The sequence below is a fragment of the Microbacterium sp. W1-4-2 genome (genome assembly GCF_058349885.2).
In genome coordinates, this window is record NZ_JBYRJC020000001.1 from 718613 (window position 1) to 742153 (window position 23541).

Annotated in this window: 20 protein-coding genes and 1 tRNA gene; 13 read left to right on the plus strand and 8 right to left on the minus strand. The window is 66.8% G+C overall.

Annotated features, from left to right (window positions below; genetic code table 11):
- Nucleotides 1-49: 49 nt before the first annotated feature.
- Nucleotides 50-122, plus strand: a tRNA-Leu gene (locus tag AC3RX0_RS03145).
- Here AC3RX0_RS03145 and mgtA read toward each other — a convergent pair.
- Nucleotides 82-2751 (minus strand): magnesium-translocating P-type ATPase, encoded by a 2670-nt coding sequence (gene mgtA / locus AC3RX0_RS03150; RefSeq protein ID WP_491505369.1) that lies wholly within the window; start codon nt 2749-2751, stop codon nt 82-84. The two genes, AC3RX0_RS03145 and mgtA, sit on opposite strands and share 41 nt — an antisense overlap.
- Nucleotides 2752-2939: 188 nt before the next feature.
- Between mgtA and AC3RX0_RS03155 the strand changes: the two genes are divergently transcribed.
- Nucleotides 2940-3413: a universal stress protein gene (locus AC3RX0_RS03155; RefSeq protein ID WP_491504479.1), complete on the plus strand. Its 474-nt coding sequence runs from the start codon at nt 2940-2942 to the stop codon at nt 3411-3413.
- Between the two features lie 467 nt (nt 3414-3880).
- Here the strand turns inward: AC3RX0_RS03155 and AC3RX0_RS03160 are convergent, their stop codons facing one another.
- The 3 genes from AC3RX0_RS03160 to AC3RX0_RS03170 all read right to left on the minus strand — a co-directional run bounded on the left by AC3RX0_RS03160 (nt 3881) and on the right by AC3RX0_RS03170 (nt 7013).
- Nucleotides 3881-5767 (minus strand): heavy metal translocating P-type ATPase, encoded by a 1887-nt coding sequence (locus AC3RX0_RS03160; RefSeq protein ID WP_491504480.1) that lies wholly within the window; start codon nt 5765-5767, stop codon nt 3881-3883.
- Between the two features lie 89 nt (nt 5768-5856).
- Nucleotides 5857-6303: an Hsp20/alpha crystallin family protein gene (locus AC3RX0_RS03165; protein WP_491504481.1), complete on the minus strand. Its 447-nt coding sequence runs from the start codon at nt 6301-6303 to the stop codon at nt 5857-5859.
- A gap of 11 nt (nt 6304-6314) precedes the next feature.
- A complete protein-coding gene (locus AC3RX0_RS03170) occupies nt 6315-7013 on the minus strand; it encodes a BON domain-containing protein (protein ID WP_491504482.1) in 699 nt (232 codons plus the stop codon).
- A gap of 114 nt (nt 7014-7127) precedes the next feature.
- Between AC3RX0_RS03170 and AC3RX0_RS03175 the strand changes: the two genes are divergently transcribed.
- Entirely contained in the window at nt 7128-7226 is a 99-nt protein-coding gene (locus AC3RX0_RS03175; protein ID WP_491504483.1) for a hypothetical protein, read from the plus strand.
- Between the two features lie 138 nt (nt 7227-7364).
- Here AC3RX0_RS03175 and AC3RX0_RS03180 read toward each other — a convergent pair whose 3' ends face one another.
- The gene (locus AC3RX0_RS03180; RefSeq protein WP_491505370.1) at nt 7365-8384 is read right to left on the minus strand and encodes a peptidoglycan-binding protein; all 1020 of its coding nucleotides are present in this window, start codon (nt 8382-8384) and stop codon (nt 7365-7367) included.
- Between the two features lie 374 nt (nt 8385-8758).
- Between AC3RX0_RS03180 and AC3RX0_RS03185 the strand changes: the two genes are divergently transcribed.
- The 6 genes from AC3RX0_RS03185 (at nt 8759) to AC3RX0_RS03210 (ending at nt 14331) form a co-directional block, all read left to right on the plus strand.
- A complete protein-coding gene (locus tag AC3RX0_RS03185; protein ID WP_491504484.1) occupies nt 8759-9229 on the plus strand; it encodes a universal stress protein in 471 nt (156 codons plus the stop codon).
- Nucleotides 9230-9232: 3 nt separating this feature from the next.
- Nucleotides 9233-9661, plus strand: a complete 429-nt coding sequence (locus tag AC3RX0_RS03190; RefSeq protein ID WP_491504485.1) for a hypothetical protein — start codon at nt 9233-9235, stop codon at nt 9659-9661.
- A 234-nt stretch (nt 9662-9895) separates the two neighbouring features.
- Nucleotides 9896-11305 carry an amino acid permease gene (locus tag AC3RX0_RS03195; RefSeq protein WP_491504486.1) on the plus strand — a complete coding sequence of 470 codons (1410 nt, stop codon included), beginning with the start codon at nt 9896-9898 and terminating at the stop codon, nt 11303-11305.
- Nucleotides 11305-12588 (plus strand): arginine deiminase, encoded by a 1284-nt coding sequence (locus AC3RX0_RS03200; RefSeq protein WP_491504487.1) that lies wholly within the window; start codon nt 11305-11307, stop codon nt 12586-12588. The genes AC3RX0_RS03195 and AC3RX0_RS03200 overlap by 1 nt, the downstream gene beginning before the upstream one ends.
- The gene (gene argF / locus AC3RX0_RS03205) at nt 12585-13616 is read left to right on the plus strand and encodes an ornithine carbamoyltransferase (RefSeq protein WP_491504488.1); all 1032 of its coding nucleotides are present in this window, start codon (nt 12585-12587) and stop codon (nt 13614-13616) included. The genes AC3RX0_RS03200 and argF overlap by 4 nt, the downstream gene beginning before the upstream one ends.
- 208 nt (nt 13617-13824) lie before the next feature.
- Nucleotides 13825-14331 carry an amino acid kinase family protein gene (locus AC3RX0_RS03210; protein ID WP_491504489.1) on the plus strand — a complete coding sequence of 169 codons (507 nt, stop codon included), beginning with the start codon at nt 13825-13827 and terminating at the stop codon, nt 14329-14331.
- Here the strand turns inward: AC3RX0_RS03210 and AC3RX0_RS03215 are convergent.
- Complete coding sequence (locus tag AC3RX0_RS03215; protein WP_498165866.1) at nt 14328-14969, minus strand: response regulator; 642 nt, start codon at nt 14967-14969, stop codon at nt 14328-14330. The two genes, AC3RX0_RS03210 and AC3RX0_RS03215, sit on opposite strands and share 4 nt — an antisense overlap.
- On the opposite strand from AC3RX0_RS03215, the gene AC3RX0_RS03220 reads away from it, so the two are divergent.
- Together AC3RX0_RS03220 and AC3RX0_RS03225 are read left to right on the plus strand one after the other, a co-directional pair.
- Nucleotides 14940-15884, plus strand: coding sequence for an SDR family NAD(P)-dependent oxidoreductase (locus AC3RX0_RS03220; RefSeq protein WP_498165869.1), 945 nt, complete (start codon nt 14940-14942; stop codon nt 15882-15884). The genes AC3RX0_RS03215 and AC3RX0_RS03220 overlap by 30 nt on opposite strands.
- Nucleotides 15885-16216: 332 nt before the next feature.
- Nucleotides 16217-17914, plus strand: coding sequence for a sensor histidine kinase (locus AC3RX0_RS03225; protein ID WP_491504492.1), 1698 nt, complete (start codon nt 16217-16219; stop codon nt 17912-17914).
- A gap of 19 nt (nt 17915-17933) precedes the next feature.
- Here AC3RX0_RS03225 and AC3RX0_RS03230 read toward each other — a convergent pair whose 3' ends face one another.
- Nucleotides 17934-18872, minus strand: a complete 939-nt coding sequence (locus AC3RX0_RS03230; RefSeq protein WP_491504493.1) for a 1-phosphofructokinase family hexose kinase — start codon at nt 18870-18872, stop codon at nt 17934-17936.
- The gene (ppsA, locus tag AC3RX0_RS03235; RefSeq protein ID WP_491504494.1) at nt 18869-21289 is read right to left on the minus strand and encodes a phosphoenolpyruvate synthase; all 2421 of its coding nucleotides are present in this window, start codon (nt 21287-21289) and stop codon (nt 18869-18871) included. The genes AC3RX0_RS03230 and ppsA overlap by 4 nt, the downstream gene beginning before the upstream one ends.
- A 117-nt stretch (nt 21290-21406) precedes the next feature.
- Here ppsA and AC3RX0_RS03240 point away from each other — a divergent pair, with 117 nt between their 5' ends.
- A complete protein-coding gene (locus AC3RX0_RS03240; protein WP_491504495.1) occupies nt 21407-22816 on the plus strand; it encodes an MBL fold metallo-hydrolase RNA specificity domain-containing protein in 1410 nt (469 codons plus the stop codon).
- A 47-nt stretch (nt 22817-22863) separates the two neighbouring features.
- Nucleotides 22864-23541, plus strand: coding sequence for a BON domain-containing protein (locus AC3RX0_RS03245; protein WP_498165872.1), 678 nt, complete (start codon nt 22864-22866; stop codon nt 23539-23541).

A 23541-nucleotide genomic window follows, 5' to 3' on the forward strand; every position in this document is an offset into this window, starting at 1 on the left:
ATCGGAGAGCGACCGCGGGCTCTCGCATACCCCGGTACGCTGACAGCGCGCCCCTATAGCCCAACGGCAGAGGCAGGCGACTTAAAATCGCTTCAGTCTGGGTTCGAATCCCAGTGGGGGCACTCTGGACACAGAGAACCGCGCAGCACGACGGGCGATTCGATGCGGATATGCGCGATGGCGCTCCGCTCTCATCGGCATACGTTCGAGGTGTCTGTAGTAAAGGATCTTGGCGGCTTCGACCAGGATGAGATACGCGATCACCATGCCGACCAGAGCGAGGAAGAACAGCGCCGGCAGCGGAGTGAAGCCGAGCAGGCCCGCGATCGGCGAGTACGGCAGCCATGCGCCGACGGCGACGACGGTCAGGACGCACACGGTGAGCGCGAGTGAGGGCCTGCTGCGCAGGAACGGGACCCGGTGCGTGCGCACGGCGAAGACGATGAGCGTCTGCGTGGCGATCGATTCGATGAACCAGCCGGAGCGGAACTCGGATGGCGCGGCGCGGAACGCGAACAGCATCAGGGCGAAGGTGGCGAAGTCGAACACCGAGCTGATCGGGCCGAACAGCAGCATGAACCGGCGGATGGCCGCGATGTCCCAGTGCGAGGGCGCATGCAACCGGACCGCATCGACATTGTCCGTCGGAATCGCCAGCTGGCTGGAGTCATAGAGCAGGTTGTTCAGAAGGATCTGCCCGGGCAGCATCGGCAGGAATGACAGGATCATCGAAGCGATGGAAGCGCTGAACATGTTCCCGAAGTTGCTGGACGTACCCATGAGCACGTACTTGATGGTGTTCAAGAAGATCCGTCGTCCTTCGCCGACCCCGTCGGCCAGCACGCCAAGGTCCTTGTCAAGGAGAATCATGTCGGCGGCATCTTTGGCGACATCCACTGCGGAATCCACCGAGATGCCGACGTCTGCGCTGTGAAGTGCCAGCGCGTCATTCACACCGTCGCCGAGGAAGCCGACTGCGCGACCCTTCTGCCGCAATGCGCGGATGACCCGTGCCTTCTGTTCTGGTGAGACCCGCGCGAAGACCGTGGTGTGCACTGCCGCGTCGGCAAGGTCGTCATCGCGCAGCGCGTCGATCTGGTCGCCTGTCAATGTGTTCTGCACGGGCATGCCGATCTGAGTGCAGACATGGACGGCGACAGCCACACTGTCGCCGGTGGCGACTTTCACGCTCACCTCCAGGGCTGCCAGGCGGGCCAGTGACGTCGCAGCGTCTGGTTTGATGCCGTCCGAGAAGGCAAGGAATCCGTTCAGCTTCAGCTTCCGTTCGTCATCGATGAGACTCGTCGCGTCGGGGGCTGGTCGTGATGCGACGGCAACGACGCGCGCACCCGTCTGGTAGAGCGATGCCAGCTGCGATCGGTCTGCGTCGCTGACAGAGACACACATCGGTATGACGGATTCTGCGGCACCCTTCACCACGATGCTCGGCGGGCCGGCCACGTTGCTGACGAGTGTTTCGGTCATTCGCCGCTCGTGATCGAAGGGCCGGGAGTCAAGGCGGTGATAGCCCGAGATGGGCGCGGCGACAGGGGAAGCCGCATCCCACAGCGCGGCATCGAGTGGTGTCAGACCCACGGTGGAAGCAGACTGCAAGTCGACATCGGTGGCGAGCAGCCCGAGCAGGATCAGATGGTCCTCCGTCGTCTCGCCGACCGGCACAGCCCGATCGAACACGATGTTGCCGGTCGTCAGAGTTCCGGTCTTGTCGGTGACGAGCAGATCGAGGTCCCCGAGATCCTCGATGCACACGATGCGCTTGACGAGCACGCGGCGCAGGGCGAGACGCCGCGATCCGGCGGCGAGACTCGCGCTGACAACCGCCGGCAGAAGCTGTGGGGTGATTCCGACCGCGATCGCGAGGGAGAAGAGGAGGGAGTCGATCACGGGTCGGCCCAGCAGCAGGGCACCCACGAAGATCGACGACGTGAGCAGGATCGCGACAACAAGCAGGAACGTCGAGAACTGCCCAAGACCACGTTGGAATTCGGTGACCGGTTCCTGTGCATCCAGGCCGAGCGCGATCCGGCCGAACTCGGTGTCCGTGCCGATTGCGACCACGACGCCCACAGCGCTTCCCGCCTGCACAACCGTTCCCATGAGGGCGCAGCAGGTCAGATCTCCGACGGCGGGCACACCCTCCACCGGCTCGGTCGACTTGCTGGTCGCGATCGATTCCCCGGTCACGATGCCCTCATCGCACTCGAGACCGGTCACGGCGAGCAGCCGGAGGTCGGCAGGCACGACCGCGCCGACCGACAAGGCGATCACGTCTCCTGGCACGATCTGCGTGACGTCGATGCGGGTTCGCGCGCCGTCGCGCAGGACGATCGCCGTATGCCGCAGCCGTTCGTGGAGGGCGACGGCCGACCGTTCGGCGCGGAACTCGTTGATGAATCCAAGTCCGACGCTGGTCGCGAGGATCACACCGATGGTGAGCGCATCGACGCTTTCGCCGACGAACGCTGAGACCAGTGCCGTCGCGCACAAGAGCATCAGAATGGGGCTGCGTACCTGCCGCCAGAGTACGCGCAGCGGTTGCGAACGGTGCTCGCGCAGCGCGTTCGGACCTGACTTCTCCCGACGCGCCGCGGCCTCCATCTGCGACAGGCCCCCCTGGCTCGTCCCGAGCGCGGAGAGGACGGTCGACACATCCTGTCCGGCGGCCCGGCGCACGGTGCTCACGCCCTCGGCAGTGACGTGGGATGCGGCCCTCTGGGCGTTGAACACCATACGACTCCCGTTGACGGCGACTCTCACTCCACGTTCGAGCTCATGGCGGCGCGGCGGCGGGACCAAGGTCACACGGTCCCTCTGGGGCGGCGGACGGCGAACGCGCGTTGAGAACAGCTGCCCGCTCGTGGGACGGCATGTGACTTTCGTCCTGCATGTGGTGCGATGCAGACGTCAGCGTGAAGGATATGGAAGACATCGAGAGCGACCGTGTGCTGGTCGGCGTGGACGGCTCGGCTTCATCGATCGACGCATTGCGGTATGCGGCGCGAATTGCGGAAGCCTTCGGCGCGCCACTGGCGGTCATGACCGCCTGGAACTACCCGGTCTTCACTTCCGCGTATGTCCCCGATTCATGGTCGCCGCAGAAGGATGCCGAGGAGATCCTGGACATGAGCATCGAGCAGGCCTTCGCCGATTCGCCGCCGCGGTTGCAGCGAGCGGTTATCGCGGGGCCTGCCGCCCAGACCTTGATCGAAGAGAGCAAGCGCAGTTCGATGCTCGTGGTCGGCAGCCGCGGTCATGGCGGCTTCGCGGGCCTTCTGCTGGGATCGGTGAGCGCGGCGTGCGCCGAGCACGCGCACTGCCCCGTGCTCATCGTCCATCCTCGCAACACGGGTTCGACGAACGTCGTCCGGGAGGAGGCCCAGGGCGGGCAGTGACTGGGCGCTGTGGGCGGGCAGTGACTGGACGCCGTGGGCGGGGTCTGGGTTCAGCGCACGTCTTCGTTCATCGCGTGTGCCGGCTTGTCGTGAGTGCCTCGAGGAGGCCGCGGAACTCGTCCACCGTGATCTCACCGCGAGCGAGTCTCTCCTCGAGCATTCGTCGAGCGGGGTCGGCCCCTGCCTCGCCAGCCGGATGCGATGGTGGTCTGCCGGCGCTGCTGGCGCGCATGGCGAGCAGGATCGCGGCTGTCACTCCTGCGAGGAGGACGAGTCCCAACAGCAGTACCGGAAGCCACATCCACCATGCGCCATATCCGTAGCCCCACATCATGTCGGACCTTCTCTCGTGTTGTGAAGAGTCAACACCTGGCCGTGTGGCCCGGATGTGACTTTGGTCATGCCGTGTGGGGACGGCGGGGCTCCGCTGCCTCGGATGCGCCGAACTCACCCCTGGATTCGGGGGTTCACTCTTTCACCGGTTCGAGCTGAGACGTGTGAGGACGATACACGGTGTCGCCTCGACCCAGCGCCCGGAGCGCGTACAGGATGGTCGTCACATCGACGAGCTCTTGTATGAGTGCTCCGGCGACGGCGGGGATGACGCCGGTCATGGCGACGAGCATCAGGCCGACGCTGAGCCCGATCCCGATCCAGATGGCGCTCAATGCGACCTGGAGGGTGTGGCGGCCGATGGCCACGGCATCCACCACGGGGCGGAGCGAGTCGACGAGGACGACGACATCCGCCGCACCTCCGGCCGCGGTGGCTCCCCGCGCGCCCATCGCGACGCCGACGTCTGCAGCGGCGAGCACGGGTGCGTCGTTCACCCCATCGCCGACCATCATGACAGGGCGGGGACGCAGCCGGGAGGCGAAGCGCACCTTCTCGCCGGGCAGCAGCTCGGACTGCACTTCCGATATGCCGATCGTCTCTCCGATGGACTCGGCGGTGGGCCGCGCATCCCCGGTGAGCATGACGATACGTTCGACGCCATGCTCGCGAAGCCATGCGATCACCTGGCCTGATTCGGGACGAGGTGCGTCGGCGAGGATGAGGCTCCCCGCGAATCGCCGGTCGACGGCGACATAGGCCGCGGCCTGCCCCGGAGCGAGCGCGGTGCGTCGCAGCTCCGGCGCGAGCGCGGCGACGTACGCCGGCTTGCCCACGGTGACGGAATGGTTCTCAAAGATGGCCGTGACACCGTTCGTGGCGATCTCACCGGCCTCCTCGGACCGAGCAAGCGTGAATCCTCGCTCGAGCGCCGCGTCCCGGATGCCCGCAGCGAGAGCGTGTGAAGAGTACTGCTCTGCCGACGCTGCCAAGTGCAGCACCTCATCGCCGCTGAATCCGGCCTCTGGCCGGACGTCGACCAGGATGGGAAGACCTCGGGTGAGGGTACCGGTCTTGTCGAAGGCAGCTACGCGGATCCGGGCAAGTTGTTCGAGGACGGCCCCGCCCTTCATGATCAGGCCGCTCTTCGCCGCCCGTGAGAGACCGGCGAGGAACGCGACAGGAGCAGCGATCAGCAGGGGACACGGGGTCGCGAGGACGAGCACCTCCGCGAACCGGGTCGGCTGGCCGGACAATGCCCAAGCGGCGGCGGCAAGCATGAGCGCGACGGCCGTGAACGGCACGGCGAATCGGTCTGCCACGCGGACGACCGGCGCCCGTGACTTCTCGGCGGCGTGCACGAGTGCGACGATCTGCTGGAACTGGCTGTCCGCGCTGCGCCGGAGGGTTCGGATGCGGACCGCCCGGTCGCCGTTGATCGATCCCGAGAGGACCTCGTCGCCGCTTCTGCGCGTGACCGGCATGCTCTCACCCGTGAGCGAGGATTCGTCGAAGGATGCCTCTTCAGTGAGCAGGCGGCCATCGACCGGGACGACCTCGGATGGGCGGACGAGAATCACATCCCCGATTGCGACATCCTCCACGGGGGTGTCGACGACGTTATCCGACGTGGTGTCTCGAACAGGGCGGAGGACGTGGGCGGTTCGGGGCGACCGGTCCAGCAATGCGGTGAGGTCTCGTTTGGCGCGATGGGCGGCGACGTCTTCGAGAGCCCTTCCGCCCGAAAGCATCAGCACGATGATCAGAGCTGCGATGTACTCGTCGACGACGAGCGTGGCGACCATCGCGACCACCGCGAGAACGTCCAGGCCGACCCGTCCGTGCAGCACGTCGCGGATCATCTTCGCGGCAGTCCACACGACGACCAGGGCGACCCAGGTGATGGCCGACCACCGCGCAATATCGGGGCGGCCGATCACATCGATGACGAGGACGCCGGCGAGAACGGCGACCGTCACCACGATGATCGGGTGCGACCAGACGAGCTTGCCGAACCTCATACACACTGCCTTCCTCAGGTCTCATCACCTCGTTCTGCACACATGGCGAGAGCGTCGCGGGCCCAGCCCCGCGACGCTCTCGCCGTGTCTCACGGGAGTGGGTTGTCGCCGGCGCCCCTGGTGATCGCGATATTCCGTGCCGCGGAGGTGTCTCCAAGCGGCACGGTGACTTTGAGGACGCCGTCGTCGAATGCGGCGGTGATCTGCTCCTCTTGGGCGCGCTCAGGAAGGGCGATGCTGCGGTAGAAGCTGCTGCTGCTCTCCCGCACCACGTACTTCTTGTGCTTGTCATCGTCTCGTTCGTGTCGTTCGGCCTGTATGACGAGGGTGCCGCCGCCGACGTCCACCGAGATGTCATCCTCCGCAAAGTTCGGGAGGTGTGCTTCCACGATGAGGGCCTTGTCATCCTCGGTGTAGACATCCGTGGTGGGCATCCGGTTCCCGCGCAGGGCGCGGAAGAACCGGTCGTCCAGAAGGTCGCGTTGGAGCATGTCCAGTCCGGCGAAGGGGTCGAAGCGGACGATCGCGCGTGTCATGATCCGGCTCCTCAGAACGATTGGACGACGATGTGGTTGAGCACGTCGGTGACGTTCGGGGAGGACCATGCGGCATTCGAGGCCTGGGTCTTCTCGGCCCACGACTTCACCGTTCCGGTCAGCGTGATCTTCGTGCCGTTCACTGTCACGTCGATGGTCTTGGCGTCGAGTTGTGCATTGCGGACGATCGCGTTGCGTACACGCTCCTCAGTGTCGTCGGCCGATGGGCGCGATGTGAGGACGATCTGATTGCTGACCGTGTACACGCCGCGCAGGTACTGGACTGCACGTCTTGCGGCTTCGCGCTGGAAGTTCCACTCCACATCTCCGACGAGCGTGACGTTGTGGCCGTTCACCTCCGCCTTCACTTTGGCCGGCACGTTCGCGGCGGCTCTCAGAGCCCGTTCCACCTCTTTGGCGATGTCGGTCTCGGTGACAGGCCAGGCCGACTTCGGGTGGACGCGCATGTCGTCCACGACGGCGCGGACACCGACCACGCGGAGGGCGGCGCGTTTGGCGGCGAGTTGCTCCGCGTAGTTGTCCACTTCGCCGGACAGGGTGACGGCGCCGTCCTCGACGGCAACGCCGATGCCCGCGGCGTCGACGTCCGGTGTCCACTCGAGCTCGGTGCGAACCAGCGTCTGAACGTCGAGATCGTGATCGGTTGCGATGGTCATGATATGTGTTCCTCTCATCGATTGCGGATCCATCCGGACAACGATCGGTCTGACGTGTTCGCCGTCATAGGGCCATAGGTCCCGCTATCCGGCCGGGAATGACTTTCGTCCCGTCTTGCTGAAGGGAACAACCGTGCACTCGTCGGGGTGGATGGCTCACCCTCCTCGATCGAGGCCCTCCGGTACGCGGAGAGAATCGCGCACGCACTCCATGCCCCGTTCGAAGCGGTGACCGTCTGGTCGTGAGCAGCGCCTGCGGCATGCTGGTACCCGGCAGCCGGGGGCATGGCGGATTCGCCGGGTTGCGGCTTGGACCAGTGAGCGCGGCACCGCCGTCTTCATCCAGGCCATGATTGCCCGGACCCGATGTTCGTTGGGGATGCTCTAGCAGTACCGGGGCGGCATGATGGCGGGGGTGGGTCCGGTCCAGGGTGCGCACAGAGCGAGCGCGCGCCTGGCCAGCCCCACCTTGATGTATGACAGGAGAGCTGGCTGGGTGCCCAGGTGGTTCATGTGTACGACAGCCGTGCTGCCAGCGCGGGCGTGGGCAATGATGTAGTCGGCCGCGGCGCGGGGGGTCTTGCCATCCCAATCGCGCGGGTCGAGGTTCCACAGACAGTCGTACTTCCGGTAGCTCGCGAGCACGTTGCGCACGGTGGAGTTCTCGGCGCCGTAGGGCGGTCGGACGTAGTTGCTGCCGATGGCGGGCCGTGTAATCTCCCACGCGACGCCGCTCACCGACAGGGTCGTCAGATCCCGATGATCCCACGTGTGGTCGACGACGAGCATGCCTTTGGAGCGTGCGTAGGCGACGTTCACCAGGCCGCGCGCGACGGAGATCCCGTTGGGAGCCAGGCCGATGCCGATGCCGTCGGCGCGGGCGGTGTTGATCAGCGCATAAGAGGCGGCCGAGCTCACGGGGTGGTCGTCGAAGACCAGCAGGACCCTGTTGCCGGCGTTGCCACATCGGTACCGGTCGTAACCGGCCGGTGGCCATCCGACGGCCATGAGCGCCGCCCACGTGTAGGGGCCGACGATGCCGTCGACGACCAGCCCCCGTGCTGATTGGAATCGCCGGACCCCGGCATAGGTGGCGGGCCCGAAGATGCCGTCGGCCCCCGTCGAGCCCACGGAGAATCCCCGGACGATCAGGCGCCGTTGCAGATCGATGACGCATGACCCCGTGTCGCCATAACGCAGCAGTGGTCGCGAGGCAAGGGGCGTGGTGCTTGTGCACGATACCGCCGCAGCCTCAGCGGAGGGGGCGGTCGCCACACCTCCGCCGACGATGAGCACCGCCGTCAGAGCGACGCCCGCCGCGGTCAGTTTCAGCCACCGGCCGGGTCCGGTCCGCTGCGTGATCCGCATGGCATCCCCCGATCGTCTGGATTCGCACGTCAGCATTGCCCCGCCTGGGTGGTCGGGCAGGGCAAATGGTCCCGTGATCCCCACCTAGGATCACGAGCGGAACCGTGAGGCCGCCGCATCCTTCTGCCGTCAGCACAGGACCGACGACGATCACCATCAGCAGACATCACGTCGTGTGCCCGAATGTGTCTATGAGCGTCGCTTCTCGAGCTCGTCGAGGATTCTGGCTTGGTTCACCAGTTCCTCGGGGTGCCGAACATCCACGTTCCACTGCTGATCGCTCATCGCTGATCGCCGCATGGTACGACCCGAACAAATATGACGGGAACGGGCATCCGTGGTGGCACGTCATCCTGGTCGAAGTGACTTTCGTCCCGGCGTGTCCGCTGATGGCCGAAGAATGTGGAGGCATGGAAGACACCATGAAGACTGACCGCGTCCTCGTCGGGGTGGACGGATCCCCGTCTTCGATCGATGCCCTTCGGTACGGGGCGAGAGTCGCGGACGCATTCGACGCGCCGCTGGAAGCGGTGACGTTGTGGATGTATCCGCCGTTCGCTGACAACTACGCCCCGGCAGCACCGCCGCTGGAAGAAGCGGCACGACTGGTGCTCGACGATGCCGTTCAGCAGGCGTTCGGGCAGGAGCTGCCCGCGGATCTCACGCTGACGGTCTTATCTGGGCCGCCTGCCGCGACTCTCATCGAGATGAGCCGCAGGAGTGGGATGTTGGTTCTGGGCAGCCGAGGCCGCGGGGGATTCGTCGGGCTGCTGCTCGGATCGGTGAGTTCAACGTGCGCGGCACACGCCCAGTGTCCTGTCCTGGTGGTGCATTCTCCCCGACAGCAGCCTGCCGATGAGCGGGGCGACGAGGCGGACTGAGCGATGCGTCTCGTCGCTGATTTCTGGGCGCTGATCTGGCCGCTCTTCTGGCTCGCCACCCTCGGCGCCTATCTGCTCGCGCTTTCCTTGGTCGTCATCGACTTGTTCCGTGACCGGGGCCTGGCCGGAGGCTGGAAGGCAGCGTGGCTCCTCTGCCTCGTGCTCTTCCCCTTTGTCGTGGTGCTCGTGTATGTGATCGTCCGCGGTCCCGGCATGCGGGAGCGAGTCATTCAGGACGTTGGGCTCGACGACGGCGGCCAATTCTCTGGGAGAGTGTCTCCTGCCATCGAGATCGCGACGGCAAGAATGCTGCGCGACGATGGTGCGATCACGGAATCCGAGTACGAGCTGATCAAGGGGCACGCGCTCGTGGGCACGCACGGCCGCGGCGGCGACGCCGAGTCGGCCCGGTCGAGAAGGAGCGCAGGATGAACGGCAGCTGGAGCGCTGTGTACGACTCCTTGCCCCCGACGCAACCGATCGACGTCAGCCAGGCCGCGGCGTCGCCGCAGCATGGCCGAGGCGACGGTCCGTCCGGCGACGTGCGCCCCGAGGCTGGGGGAAGCGGCGATGGTCCTGACCAGGCGGATCGGTCGGTCACGATCGGCCGATTCTGACAGGACCTTCGACCCTCGCCCGCCCGCCTGCCGCGACGACGATGGCGTCATGACTACTTCAACAGCAACCAGGTCGCGCGGCAGGCGGCTGGGGCTTCCCGCAGCATCAGCGCTCGTGATCGGCTCAGTCATCGGAACCGGGGTGTTCGGCTTGCCGTCCGCGCTGGCGGCGTTCGGCCCGATCAGCCTCGTCGCGTTCGTGCTCGTCACGATAGGCGCCCTCGCGCTGGCGATCGTGTTCGGTTGGCTTACCAAGCGGGTGCCCGGCTCCGGCGGCCCGTACCTCTATGCGCGGGAGGCCTTCGGAGAGTTCGCGGGCTTTCTGAACGCCTGGTCCTATTGGTTGACCGCTTGGGCGGGGAATGCGGCAATCGTCGTCGCACTGACGGGATATGTGGAAGTGTTCGTGAACACGGACCACGCCGTTGGCTGGTCGATCGTGATCGCCATCGTCTGCCTATGGATCCCCGTGCTCATCAACGTCCTGGGGCTGCGCAGCATGGGTGGCGCCCAAGTGGTCTTCACGATCCTGAAGATCGTCCCGCTCGCGGTCATCGCCATCTTCGGGCTGTTCTTCCTCAACCCGGCGAACTTCGGCCCGTTCAACTCGTCCGGCACGAACGGATGGGCGGCCCTCGCCGGTGCCGGCGCCGTTGCCCTCTTCGCTTATCTGGGCATCGAGACAGCCTCCGTCGCCGCTGGCCGAGTGACGCGTCCCGAAAGGAACGTTCCTCGCGCCACGATCTACGGCACCCTCGCGTGCGGTCTCGTGTACATCCTTGGGACGCTGGCAGTCTTCGGGACCGTCAGCAACGCGAACCTTCGCACGTCCGCTGCTCCTTTCAGCGACGCGGCCGACGCGATCTTCGGGGGCACCTGGGCCGGGCAGACGATCGCGGTGGTTGCGGTGATTTCCGGGTTGGGATGCCTCGTCGGGTGGACGTTCATCGTTGGCGAGATGCCGCACGCTGCGGCGAAAGATGACATGTTCCCACGCGTGTTCGCGCGGGAAGACCGCGGGATGCCGCTGGTCGGCATCATCAGTTCTACAGTCCTCGCCACGCTGTTGACCGTCCTCGCGTACACGAGCTTCGATCAGGTGTTCATGATGGTCGTGCTGCTGACGGTGTTCACCGCGGTGGTGCCCTACCTCTTCTCCGCCGCAGCGCAGGTGTACTGGCTTGTGACCCATGCCCGCGCTGTCGCCGGCGCCCGGCTGGCAAGGGATCTGACCGTATCCGTGCTCGCCCTCGTGTTCACATTCTGGGCTCTCCTGGGTACTGGCGCACAGGCGACGTTCTACGGGGCGATCGCGTTCCTGCTGGGTGTTCCGCTCTATGTGTGGATGAAGGCAGAGACCCGACGCAGGCTGGTTCGAGTGTCCCCGGCCGACACGTCCGCGACGCGCAATGAGCAGCTCATCACACCGTCCGAACCGCTGGCAGCGAAGGCACACTGATGAGCACGACTCAGACGGCACCGCGGCAGGCGTCGGCCGACGTCCGATCGACGTCCCTCGGGGTGCACTCCGAAGTCGGCGTGCTTCGGCAAGTGATCGTCCACCGTCCGGGCATCGAACTGGATCGGCTGACACCCGACAACTGCGAGCAGCTGCTGTTCGACGACATCATCTGGTCCGCAAAGGCCCGCGGTGAACATGACGCGTTCGTCGAGGTGCTCTGGTCCCACGGCGTCGTCGTGCACGAATTCGCAGAGCTGCTCGCCGAGACGCTTGCCTCCGTAAACGCGCGGCAATCCGTGCTGGACCACGTCTGCACCCCTGACCGCTTCGGGCCCGTCTTCGCGCCCGAGTTGCGGCGGTACTTCGACGATCAGTCCCCGGCCGTGCTGGCGGCCCGGCTGATGGGCGGTATCACGATCGAAGAGTTCGGCGCACCGGCGACCGACAGCCTTCTCTGGCAGGCACGAGATCCGCGTGGGTTCCTCCTGCCGCCCCTGCCGAACACTCTGTTCCCACGGGACAGCTCCGCGTGGATCTATGGCGGGGTCAATGTGAGCGTGATGGCGAAGCCGGCGCGGCGGATGGAGACCCTTCTCGTGCGGGCGGTCTATGCGTATCATCCGTTGTTCCGCGCGGCCGCGTTCCACAGTTACAGCCCGAACGAATACCGCCGTTTCGCGACCATCGAAGGCGGCGATGTTCTGGTCGTAGGGCACGGCACGGTCCTCATCGGCATGGGGGAGCGCACCAGTCCCATGGCGGTCGAGATGCTCGCGCAGCAGCTGTTCGCATCAGGTGAGGCAGCCGAGGTCATCGCTGTTCCGCTCCCGCGCTCGCACGCGACCATGCACCTGGACACGGTGATGACCATGCTGGACGATCACACGTTCATCATGTCGCCGACGCTGAACCGCGACCGACTGCTCGCACATGCGATCACCCCCAGTGACGACCAGGACCACCTGCAGGTCGGTCAGGCACGACCGCTGGCGGGACTGCTCGGTGACGCCCTCGGAACCGAGCAGCTCCGCTTCCTCACCGTGGAGGCAGACCAGCGGCTCGCCGCCCGGGAGCAGTGGGACGACGCGAACAATTTCCTTGCCATCGCGCCCGGCGTCGTCATTGGCTACGACCGGAATGTCGCGACCAACACGATGCTGCGCAAACACGGCATCGAGGTGATCACGGTCAGCGGAAGCGAACTGGGGCGCGGCCGGGGCGGATCCAGGTGCATGTCCTGCCCCATCCAGCGCGACCCGACGTCGGGACCGAGCCGATGAGCAGCACCACCCTCACAGAACCGCTGCACCTGCTCAAGGACACGGATCTGAGTGCTGAGCGGCTGCGAGAGCTGCTGAGTCTGGCCGCTGTGCTCAAGGCAGCTCGCAGCAGCGACACCGAGGTTCCGCTGCTGCGCGGAAAGACTCTTGCGCTGCTGTTCGAAAAGCCGTCGACTCGCACCCGTTGCGCGTTCGAAGTGGCCTGCTACGAACTCGGCGCCCACTGTGCATACATCGACCCCGCCAGCAGTCACCTCGGCGTCACCGAATCCATTGAGGACACCGCCCGGGTTCTCGCCTGCTATTACAACGGGATCGCGTTCCGCGGGTTCGCTCAGGATTCCGTCGAGACGCTTGCCCGGTCGGCTGGCGTTCCGGTCTGGAACGCGCTGACCGACGTGTGGCACCCCACGCAGGCGCTCGCTGACTTGCTGACCATCCAAGAGCATCGACGTTCGGACACCGCACGTCCCTCCGTGTGCTTCGTCGGTGACGGGAACGACAACGTGGTGCACAGTCTCCTGGTCGCCGGCGCGCTCCTCGGCCTGGACATCCGGGTGGCGTGCCCGCCCGCTCTCCAGCCGCAGCCTGGCATCGTTCTGGCCGCGCGGGAACGTGCCGCGCACAGCGGCGGTTCCATCCTGGTCACGGACGACGTGGATGCGGCCATCGCGGGCGTCGATTTCCTCTACACCGATGTCTGGGTGAGCATGGGGGAGTCGGCCGAGCTGCTGCGGGAGCGGATCCGGCTTCTCACCCCTTATCGGGTCGACCGGTCGGTCATCGATCGCACCGGGAACCCGAACGTCAAATTCCTGCATTGCCTTCCCGCCATCCACGACAGGAAGACCAAGATCGGCGCACAGGTGTTCGCCGAGGACGGTCTGGACGGTGCCGAGGTCACCGATGACGTGTTCCAGTCTGCTCACTCCTTGGTCTTCGAGCAGGCAGAGAACCGGCTGCACACGATCAAAGCGGTTATGCTGCAGAGTCTTGCACAGGGTGATCCGACGACCGGTGAGTCGTGATGCGCCTCGTGGTGGCTCTTGGCGGCAACGGGCCGCAAGTCGGACTTCTCGCAAGTGAGTCCGCCGAGCAACGCCGGACTCACGACGCCCACGGCGACGGTGGTCACCCACACGCAGATCGCCGAGGACGATCCGGCGCTCACCCGACCGGAGAAGTTCATCGGCGCCGTCTATGGCAGCGGCCATGCCCACGAACTCGCCCGGGCACATGGCTGGACGATCAGCGCAGACGGCGGGGGATGGCGACGCGTCGTCCCGTCGCCCCTGGCCGAAACGGATTCTGGAACTGGACGCTGGGCGCATGCTCCTCGAGCACGGCTTCGCCGTCATCATGGGCGGGGGCGGAGGCGTCCCCGTCCTGCTCAGCGGAGGAGGCCGCGAGATCGTCGACGCTGTCATTGACAAGGATCACACTGCGTCACTTCTCGCACGCGCCCTCGACGCGGACCTGTTGGCGATCCTCACCGATGTTCCCGGGGGGATCGCCGGCTATGGGACGGCCGAGGCGACTGTGATCTCCGAAACCACTCCAGTACTGCTGCGGGCCATGGACCTGCCTCCTGGCTCGATGGGGCCCAAGGCACAGGCAGCATGCGACTTCGTCCTCGCGACGGGCAAGCCCGCCATCATCGGTCCGATCGAGCACGCCGAGGAGGTCGTGGCCGGCGTCCTGGGAACGCAGGTCGTCCCGCCCGGTGACACCGCCGTCGGCTAGTGTGTGGCGCCGCCGGTTCGCTCGATCTCGAAGACGGCGGCTTGTGTGCGGTGATCGAACCCGAGCTTGCTCAACATCGTGGAGACATAGTTCTTCACCGTCTTCTCCGCAAGGCCGAGGCGTTCGCCGATCTGCCGATTCGTGAGCGCATCTGCGATCAGGCTCAGGATCTGCCGTTCGCGCAGGCTCAGCGACCCGAACCGGGGATCCTCGGCCGGTGCAGTGCGCATCAGCTGTGTCGCCTGCCGCCGGGCGGAAGGGTGAAGCAGCCGACGACCGGACACGACGGTGCGCACGGAGTTGACCAGATCGGCGGTATGCACGGACTTGAGCAGATAACCCGCCGCATCGGCCATGACGGCAGCCATCACCGCGGCATCGTCGTCGAACGCGGTCAGGATCAGACAGCGGACCGTCGGATGCTCCTGCCGGATGTGCCGGCACAGGTCGATGCCGCTGCCGTCCGGGAGACGGACATCCAGAATCGCCAGATCGGGAACCGTCGCGGCGATCCGAGCAGAGGCGTCGCGAACCGTACCTGCTTCGCCGACGACTTGGAAGTCCGGTTGGCTTTCCAGGATTCCAGCTATTCCGCGACGCACCACTTCGTGGTCGTCGACAAGGAAGATCGTGACCATCTCACCCCGATCCACAGCCTCCGTCACGCGGCGGTCGCCAGCGGAACGTCCTCGACCGAATCTAGTCTGCCAAGCCCGCCACCGTACGGGACTTTCGGCCCTGACCCGCGCGACTGGTCGCGATTGGCTGAAGGCGACCACGAATCCATCCTCACGAAAGGCACGGTCATGACCGAGAACCGCTTCCAGGATCGCACCATCATCGTCACCGGCGCAGGATCGGGCATCGGGCATGCGACGGCCCTCCGGCTCGCCGGAGAAGGCGCACGAGTGATCGGGGTCGACATCTCCCGGGAACGGCTCCAGGGCCTTGAAGCGGAGCTGGGAGCCGAAACGGTCACCATCGACGGCGACCTGTCCCAGCAGCTGACCATCGACCGGGTGATGGCTGCGGCCCGCCCGCGGATCGACGGTCTGGCGAACGTCGCGGGCATCATGGACGGGTTCGAGCCCACCGCCGAGATCACCGATGAGAACTGGGATCGGGTGCTCAGCGTCAACCTCACGGGGATGATGAGGATGACACGCGCCGCGCTGTCGCTGATGCTCGAGGAGGGGCGGGGATCCATCGTCAACGTCGGCTCCGAGGCAGGGTTGCGAGGGTCCGCTGCGGGTACCCCGTACACGGTGTCCAAGCACGCCGTGAACGGGTTCACCCTGAGCACTGCGTTCTTCTACACTCCCAAGGGAATCCGCTGCAACGCAGTGGCCCCCGGCCCGGTCGCGACGAACATCGAGGCAGGCTTCCGCTCCGCGCACGCGCAGGAGCGACTCGGCCCGATCTTCCAGGCCACGGTTCCCGCGGTCGCACAGCCGGACGCGATCGCCGCGGCGATCGCGTGGCTGCTCAGCGACGACGCCTCCGACGTCTCCGGCGCGATCCTGCCCGTCGATGGCGGCTGGGCCGCGATCTGATGGTCTTTCCGAGCACACGGCAGTGCCGTCGGTATCAGCGCTCCTCCACGGAAGAGAGATGCGCGCCGTCGAAGCGAACAATAACGGCAGCGAATCCCTTGTGATCACCACCTGACCGCGAGGGCGACCGTCGGCCACGCCGTCCGCTCAGAGAAGACTTCCGCCGTCGGCGCGACAGGTGCACCATGGACATATCGAGTGTCCTATCGCCGTGTGTCGAGTGTCACGCCCGGCGCAGGAACCTCACCTGAAGCGAACCGTTGATGAAGCGCACGACCCGGCCATCCACCTACGCGGACCCAGCGGTTCGGAATGTCGAAGGTGGACCGAGCATGGGTGATGCCGACCTGAGATTCCCCGACATCCCTCGCGGGGAACTCGAGAAGACGATCCGTGAACTGGTCGACCGGGCGCAACGAGTGCTCACCGTTCAAGGCCGGCTCCGTTCCCTGCTGGAGGCGACACGCGTCGTCATCGAGCCTCTCGACCTCGATCAGGTGCTCAGCCGGATCGTGAAGACCGCGGTGGACCTCGTGCACGCCCGGTACGGCGCGCTCGGGGTGAGAGACCAGGAAGGCGAGCTGGAGCGGTTCATCCATGTGGGGATGGATGACGAGCAGGTCGACGCGATCGGCCACCTGCCGGAGTGGCGCGGCTTGCTCGGCCTCGTCTTCGAGAGCGGCCAGCCACTGCGCCTCGCCCACATCGCCGACGACCCCCGGTCGGCGGGATTCCCCGAGAACCACCCGCCGATGGATTCGTTCCTCGCCGTCCCCATCCGCGTACGCGACCAGGCGTTCGGCAACCTGTACCTGACCGACCACCAAGGGGGCGAGTTCTCCGACGAGGACGAAGCGCTGATCGAATCGCTCGCCGCGGCCGCGGGCATCGCGATCGAGAACGCCCGGCTGTATGAGGACGCGCGCCGCCGGGAACGACTGAGCAGGGCGCAGTCCGAGATCAGCGCCGCACTGCTGGATCCGGGCACCGGCGACGTGCTCGGGCTGGTCGCCGACCGGCTCACCCAGGTCATCGACACCGAGCTGGTGACCATTGTGACCCCCGACGACGCCGACCAATGGCGTATCGCCACAGCCCGGGGAGCAGAGGCGGCAGGGCTTCGCGACACACTCATCCCGGCATCCTCCGCGCTCGCAGCGAAAGCCGTCGGCAGTGGCGCGGTGGTCACGGGCGCTTTCACCGACGGCCGCACCGAGCGGCGACTGCGAGGCAGCCGTTCGGGATTCGGGATGACGGCGGCCGTGCCCCTAGGGGCGGGTGGCCATTCCATCGGGGCGCTCTGCGCGTCGCGAGGCGGCGGGGGAGCCACCTTCACACACGCCGAACTCGAGACCATCGGCGACTTCGCCGCGCAGGCCGGGATCGCGATCTCCCTGGCTTGGGCGCGGAGGGACCGGCAGCAGCTCGAGGTCATCGAGGAGCGCAGCCGCATCGCCCGCGACCTGCACGACCACGTGATCCAGCGACTGTTCGCCACGGGCCTCGGCCTGCAGGCGCTCGCGTCCGCGGACCCCGCATCGGCGGCACGGCTGGAGGCGAGCGTGGCCGAACTCGACGCCGCGATCGCCGACATCCGGACAGCGATCTTCACCCTTCGCAGCCGCCCGGCGACGACGGGTACCGCACTGGCTCGGAACCGCATCCTGGACGTCATCGGCGAACTGGCACCCGGGCTACCGAACGCCCCGAGAATCACCTTCACCGGTCCGATCGACCTCGCACTGACCGGGTCGGTCGCCGACGACGTCATCGCCGTGGTCCGGGAAGGACTGGCAAACGTGGCCCGCCACGCGCATGCGGAACACGCCGTCGTGGATGTCACGGTGAGCGAGACGGCGATCACGGTCGCGATCGACGACGACGGTGACGGCATCCGACCCGAAGCGGCACGGACCGGAGGCACCGCCAATCTCCGGCACCGCGCGCAGAACCGTGGCGGGGAGTTCTCCCTGGAGTCGCGGCAGGGCGGGGGGACCCGCCTGGAATGGTGCGCGCCGCTGCGCACGTGACGGGCGCACGACAGCGGCTTCACGGCCGTATGGGCAGGGATTCCTCGAGCCTTCCGACATCCTCGACACGGCAGAGCCCGGTCCCGGACATCATGGCCGTCGCGCTCCCCGCGGCGACGGCGGTGCGGAACGCGTCCGCGAGTGATCGACCCTCAGCGAGGCGGAGCACGAGGCCGGCGAGGAACGCGTCGCCCGCTCCGACCGCGCTGGCCACGGGAACCGCCGGCGTCGGAAGGCTCAGGGCGCCCGCGGCCGAGACGAGCAGCGCACCCTCGGCGCCCATGGTCAGCGCGACGACCGCGGCCCGTCCTGCACTGACGATTCCGTGCGCACCGTCCAGGCGCTCTTCGTCCGTCATGTCCGGGTCACCGTCGACCAACTCAGCGAACTCGTCTCGACTGGGCTTGATCAGGAAGACGCCTTCATCCAGAGCGTGTGCGAGTGCGGGGCCGGAGGCGTCGATCACAAGATGGACGTCTGCGCCGGCGACGGTGCGGGCGAGCACACCGTAGAAGTCCTCGGGTACCCCGGGCGGGAGGCTGCCGCTTGCGACCAGGTAGCCTCCGCGCGGCATGTGCGCCACGACGGCGGAAAGGCAGGCGCGCCACTCTGCCTCGCTCAGATGCGGCCCCGGCAGCACGAACCGGTACTGCCGCCCGGAGGAGGCATCGATGACGGCGAAGTTCTCGCGCGTGTTCTCCGTGATGCCCACCACCTCGCCGGACAGGCCTTCATCCGCCGCCACTTTTCGGAAGATCTCGCCCGTGGGACCGCCGAGGGGGTAGATCGCCCGTGAACGGCCGCCAAGATTCCGGATCGCCCGTGAGATGTTCACGCCGCCGCCGCCGGGGTCGAGACGGGCCGGCGCGCAGCGGAGCTTCAGGTCCGGCACCACGGTCGGCGCGGTGGTCGACACATCCAGCGCCGGGTTCATCGTCAGCGTCAGGATCGGCGTCATGCGGTGCTCTCCCTGTCGATCTCAGCCGACGGATGCGCTGATACCGCGGTGGGTGACGCGAGCCGGAGCCAGGTCTCCACAATGCTGTCAGGGTTGAGCGAGATCGATTCGATCCCTTGCTCGATCAGCCAGTCGGCGAAGTCGGGGTGGTCGGACGGTCCCTGCCCGCAGATGCCGACGTGTCGGCCGAGGCGGGTGCACGCACCGATGGCGAGCCGGAGCACTTCCTGAACGGCGGGGTCCCGTTCGTCGAACTCGGACGCGACCAGCTCGGAGTCCCGGTCGACACCCAGGACCAGCTGCGTCATATCGTTGGATCCGATCGAGAACCCGTCGAAATGCTCGAGAAAGCGGTCGGCGATCACCGCGTTGGACGGGATCTCGCACATCATCAGAATCTCCAGCCCGTCCTGCCCGCGTCGCAGGCCATGGCGGGCGAGCTCTTCGACCACAGACGTCGCCTCGGTCAGGGTGCGCACGAACGGCACCATGATCTGCAGGTTCGTCAGTCCCATCTCGGTGCGCACGTATCGCAGAGCTTCACACTCCATGGCGAAGCAGTCTCGGAAGCCGGGGGTGATGTAGCGGGACGCGCCGCGCCATCCGATCATCGGGTTCTCTTCGTGCGGTTCATACCGGTCACCGCCCAGAAGATGTGCGTACTCGTTCGTCTTGAAATCGCTGGTGCGGACGATGACCGGCTCCGGTGCGAAGGCGGCGGTGATCATCGCAACACCCTCGGCAAGGCGCTTGACGAAGAACTCCCGCGGCGAATCGTACGCGGCGGTACGGCGCGCGACATCGGATCTGAGCGGTTCGGGGAGGGTCTCGTCGTCGAGCAGCGCACGCGGGTGGACGCCGATCTGCTGACCGACGATGAACTCGAGCCGTGCAAGGCCGACACCGCGGTTGGGCAGCGCCGACAGTGTGAACGCCTGATCCGGCGTGCCGACGTTCAGCATCAAGCGAACCGGCGGCTCACCCAGCTCGTCCAGGCGGGTGTGCGTCTCATCGAACGAGAGCCGTCCACGGTAGACGTGGCCTTCCTCCCCCTCCGCGCAGGAGACCGTGATCTGCGAGCCGTCCGCCAGATCCCGAGTCGCGGTCCCGGTGCCGACAACAGCGGGGATGCCGAGCTCGCGCGCGATGATCGCGGCGTGGCAGGTGCGGCCACCCCGATTGGTGACGATGGCGCAAGCGCGCTTCATGATCGGCTCCCAATCCGGGTCCGTCATGTCGGCGACAAGGATCTCTCCCGGCTGCACACGGTCCATCTCGGCCGGCGATTCGACCACGCGCGCGGTTCCCGTGCCGATCCGCTGCCCGACCGCCCGTCCGGTCAGGAGCACGTCCCCACGTTCGCGGAGCACGAACCGGCGCAGCACGGCCGCGTCGGCGCGAGAGACGACCGTCTCCGGCCGAGCCTGGAGGATGTACAGGAGTCCATCGATCCCATCGCGCGCCCATTCGATGTCCATCGCGCGCCCGTAGTGCTCTTCGATGATCAGCGCGTAACGAGCGAGCTGCTCGACGTCGGGATCCGAGATGCTGAACCGCCTGCGATCCGCGTCCTCGACGTTCTCCAGCACGGTGCTCGTCCCGACGTCTCCGTTCGGCGCGAAGCGCAGAGCGACCGCTTTCTCGCCCACCTGTCTCTTCAGGATCGAGGCGTGGCCGGCACGCAAGCCGGGCTTGTACACGACGAACTCGTCGGGGTTGACCGCGCCCTGCACGACCGTCTCGCCGAGGCCGTACGCGCTGGTGATGAGCACGGCACGGTCGAAACCGCTCTCGGTGTCCACCGTGAACATCACACCGGAGGCTCCGACATCCGAGCGCACCATGCGCTGCACCGCCGCCGACAGCGCGACGCGCGTATGCGCGTACCCGTGATGGGCCCGGTATGCGATGGCGCGGTCTGTGAACAACGACACGAACACCGCTCTGACGGCGCGCAACACGTTCTCGATGCCCGCGACGTGCAGGTACGTCTCCTGCTGTCCCGCGAACGACGCGTCGGGCAGGTCCTCGGCGGTCGCGGACGAGCGCACCGCCCACGTCGCGTTCGCTGCGTCCTCGTCTGAGGCGAGAAGCCCAGCGAACGCGGTTCGGATGTCGTCCTCAACGTCGCGGGGAAGGGGCTGCTCACCGAGCCACCCGCGGATCTCGTCGCCGGTACGCGCCAACGCATCCAGATCCGAGACATCCAGCCTCTCCAGGGCCGTTTCGATATGCGCGCCCACGCCGCCTCCGGCCAGGAACGACCGGTAGGCGTCCGCCGTCGTCGCGAAGCCGCCGGGGACCCGCACGCCCGCGTCGGCCAGCCGCGAGATCATCTCGCCGAGGGACGCGTTCTTGCCGCCCACCTGAGCGAGATCGGCCATCGAGATGCACGAGAGGTCGAGGATGTTCGTCATGGACTCACGGTGACGCACGAGCGCTCGCCCGGGTGGGCCGAAGGTCCCGAAGAGGGCGGAATCCGCACCGGGACCAAGGTCCCATGAGCGGGGACCGTTCTGAGTCACGATGAGGACATGACCGCACGCCTTCGCTTCCTCGGAGCAACCGGCACCGTCACCGGATCCCGCTACCTCGTGGAGACCGATACGACCAGAGTGCTGGTGGACTGCGGTCTCTTCCAGGGCTACAAGCTGCTGCGGGAACGGAACCGCACCCCCTTCGCGGTCCCGCCGGCCACGATCGACGCCGTCTTCGTCACACACGCGCACCTGGACCACACGGGCTACCTGCCCGCTCTCGTGCGCGACGGATTCCGGGGGCGCGTGCACACCACGCACGGCACCGCCGATCTGAGCCGGCTCGTCCTTCTTGACAGCGGTCACCTGCAGGAAGAGGAAGCATCATTCGCGCAGCGTCATCACTTCTCGCGGCACGCCCGCCCGGAGCCGCTGTACACCGTCCAGGACGCCTGGAGCGCGCTGGAGCGGTTCCAGTCTCACCCGTTCGACACGGACGTGGCGGTGGGGGAAATCACAGCACGGTTCCTCCCGGCCGGGCACATCCTCGGGGCTGCGCAGATCCGACTGACCGTGTCGGATCGGCTCGTCCATTTCACCGGCGACCTGGGGCGAGAGGATGACGCACTGATGCGTCCTCCCCGTGCCTTCTCCGGCGCCGACGTTCTGGTGTGCGAGTCCACGTACGGCAACCGCATCCACTCCCCGCAGGATGCCGGGCAGGCGCTGGCCGACATCATCACCCGGGTGTGCGGCCGCGGGGGTGTCGTGATCCTCCCGGCATTCGCCATCGGCCGGGCTGAGACGCTGCTGCTGCATCTGAGCCGGCTCCGGTCGACGGGACGCATCCCCGAGGTGCCGGTCTTCCTGAACAGCCCGATGGCCGTCAACGGGTCGGAGATCTACCACCGGTATCCGCAGGAGCACCGGATCTCCGCGGCGGAGTTCGAGGACATGTACCGGATCGCGACCCTCGTCCGGACCGTCGACGAATCGAAGCTGCTCAACCTCCGCGGTGGGCCGGCGATCATCATCTCCGCCAGCGGCATGCTCGAAGGCGGCCGCGTCCTGCATCACGTCGTCGCCTACGGAGCGGATCCGAAGAACGCCATCGTCCTGACCGGGTACCAGGCCGGAGGAACCCGGGGCGCCGCGCTGCTGCAAGGCCAGCGGACTCTGCGCATCCACGGCGAAGACGTGCCCGTCCGGGCAGAGATCCACATGCTCGACATGATGTCCGCACATGCGGATGCGCCACAGATCGTGGAGTGGATGAGGCATGCCGAGCGTGCACCGCAGGCCGTGTACCTCACGCACGGCGAGCCCGACGCGGCGGACGCCCTGCGCGTCCGCATCCAGCGCGCACTGGGGTGGAACGTGCGCGCCGCGGACCACGGGCAGGAGGTGGACCTCGATGCCGCACGCACGGACGCGCCCGTCGAGACCGCACAGGCGGTGGGAGCATGACGTCCGCCGTCCGTGCGCTGCATCCGCGACCTGGCAGAGGAGAAGAGATGACGGCTGAGGCCGACGCCGACCTGCACGTGCAGGCGGAGGTGCGAGACGAGCTGGAGTGGACCCCGGAGGTGGATGTGGCGCGAATCGGCGTCGCCGTGGACGACGGCATCGTCGCACTGTCCGGCGAGGTCGATCACTACAGTCAACGCGCGGCTGCGACGAAAGCGGCGCTGCGGGTCCGCGGGGTGCGGGCCGTGGTCGACGACATGACGGTGCATCCGGTCACGGACCGTCCGATCACCGAGATCGACATCGCCAAAGAGGTCCGGCGCGCGCTTCGCAACGCCGTCAACGTGCCCGATACCGTCAAGGCAGAGATCGATGGTCATACCGTGCGGCTGCGCGGTGTGGCGGAATGGGCGTACCAGCGTGAGGCGGCAGAGAAGACCGTCCAGTTCCTCCGAGGTGTGTACGACGTGGACAACCAAGTCGAACTGAGCGAACGCCCGGCAGCCGCGGGTACGGACCGGCGGATCCGGCAGGCCATCACCCGCAACGCCCAACTGGCCACAGCGGAGGTCACCGTCACGGTGCGCGGGAACACCGCGATCCTCACCGGAACGGTGGACTCCTGGGCGGCGAGACGTCAAGCGGAACGGGCCGCGTGGGCGTCTGCGCACGTCACCGACGTCGACAACCGTCTCGAGATCCGTGCAGGTGAGCCCGTCCGCTGA

What these genes read in the sequence shown, in the direction of transcription:
- AC3RX0_RS03215 (WP_498165866.1), bottom strand. Translation starts at nt 14,969, where the DNA reads ATGGTCACGATCTTCCTTGTCGACGACCACGAAGTGGTGCGTCGCGGA.
- AC3RX0_RS03195 (WP_491504486.1), top strand. Translation starts at nt 9,896, where the DNA reads ATGACTACTTCAACAGCAACCAGGTCGCGCGGCAGGCGGCTGGGGCTT.
- argF (WP_491504488.1), top strand. Translation starts at nt 12,585, where the DNA reads ATGAGCAGCACCACCCTCACAGAACCGCTGCACCTGCTCAAGGACACG.
- mgtA (WP_491505369.1), bottom strand. Translation starts at nt 2,751, where the DNA reads ATGGTGTTCAACGCCCAGAGGGCCGCATCCCACGTCACTGCCGAGGGC.
- AC3RX0_RS03160 (WP_491504480.1), bottom strand. Translation starts at nt 5,767, where the DNA reads ATGAGGTTCGGCAAGCTCGTCTGGTCGCACCCGATCATCGTGGTGACG.
- AC3RX0_RS03200 (WP_491504487.1), top strand. Translation starts at nt 11,305, where the DNA reads ATGAGCACGACTCAGACGGCACCGCGGCAGGCGTCGGCCGACGTCCGA.
- AC3RX0_RS03230 (WP_491504493.1), bottom strand. Translation starts at nt 18,872, where the DNA reads ATGACGCCGATCCTGACGCTGACGATGAACCCGGCGCTGGATGTGTCG.
- ppsA (WP_491504494.1), bottom strand. Translation starts at nt 21,289, where the DNA reads ATGACGAACATCCTCGACCTCTCGTGCATCTCGATGGCCGATCTCGCT.
- AC3RX0_RS03210 (WP_491504489.1), top strand. Translation starts at nt 13,825, where the DNA reads ATGGCTGGACGATCAGCGCAGACGGCGGGGGATGGCGACGCGTCGTCC.
- AC3RX0_RS03180 (WP_491505370.1), bottom strand. Translation starts at nt 8,384, where the DNA reads ATGCTGACGTGCGAATCCAGACGATCGGGGGATGCCATGCGGATCACG.
- AC3RX0_RS03170 (WP_491504482.1), bottom strand. Translation starts at nt 7,013, where the DNA reads ATGGATCCGCAATCGATGAGAGGAACACATATCATGACCATCGCAACC.
- AC3RX0_RS03225 (WP_491504492.1), top strand. Translation starts at nt 16,217, where the DNA reads ATGGGTGATGCCGACCTGAGATTCCCCGACATCCCTCGCGGGGAACTC.
- AC3RX0_RS03245 (WP_498165872.1), top strand. Translation starts at nt 22,864, where the DNA reads ATGACGGCTGAGGCCGACGCCGACCTGCACGTGCAGGCGGAGGTGCGA.
- AC3RX0_RS03155 (WP_491504479.1), top strand. Translation starts at nt 2,940, where the DNA reads ATGGAAGACATCGAGAGCGACCGTGTGCTGGTCGGCGTGGACGGCTCG.
- AC3RX0_RS03190 (WP_491504485.1), top strand. Translation starts at nt 9,233, where the DNA reads ATGCGTCTCGTCGCTGATTTCTGGGCGCTGATCTGGCCGCTCTTCTGG.
- AC3RX0_RS03240 (WP_491504495.1), top strand. Translation starts at nt 21,407, where the DNA reads ATGACCGCACGCCTTCGCTTCCTCGGAGCAACCGGCACCGTCACCGGA.
- AC3RX0_RS03165 (WP_491504481.1), bottom strand. Translation starts at nt 6,303, where the DNA reads ATGACACGCGCGATCGTCCGCTTCGACCCCTTCGCCGGACTGGACATG.
- AC3RX0_RS03185 (WP_491504484.1), top strand. Translation starts at nt 8,759, where the DNA reads ATGGAAGACACCATGAAGACTGACCGCGTCCTCGTCGGGGTGGACGGA.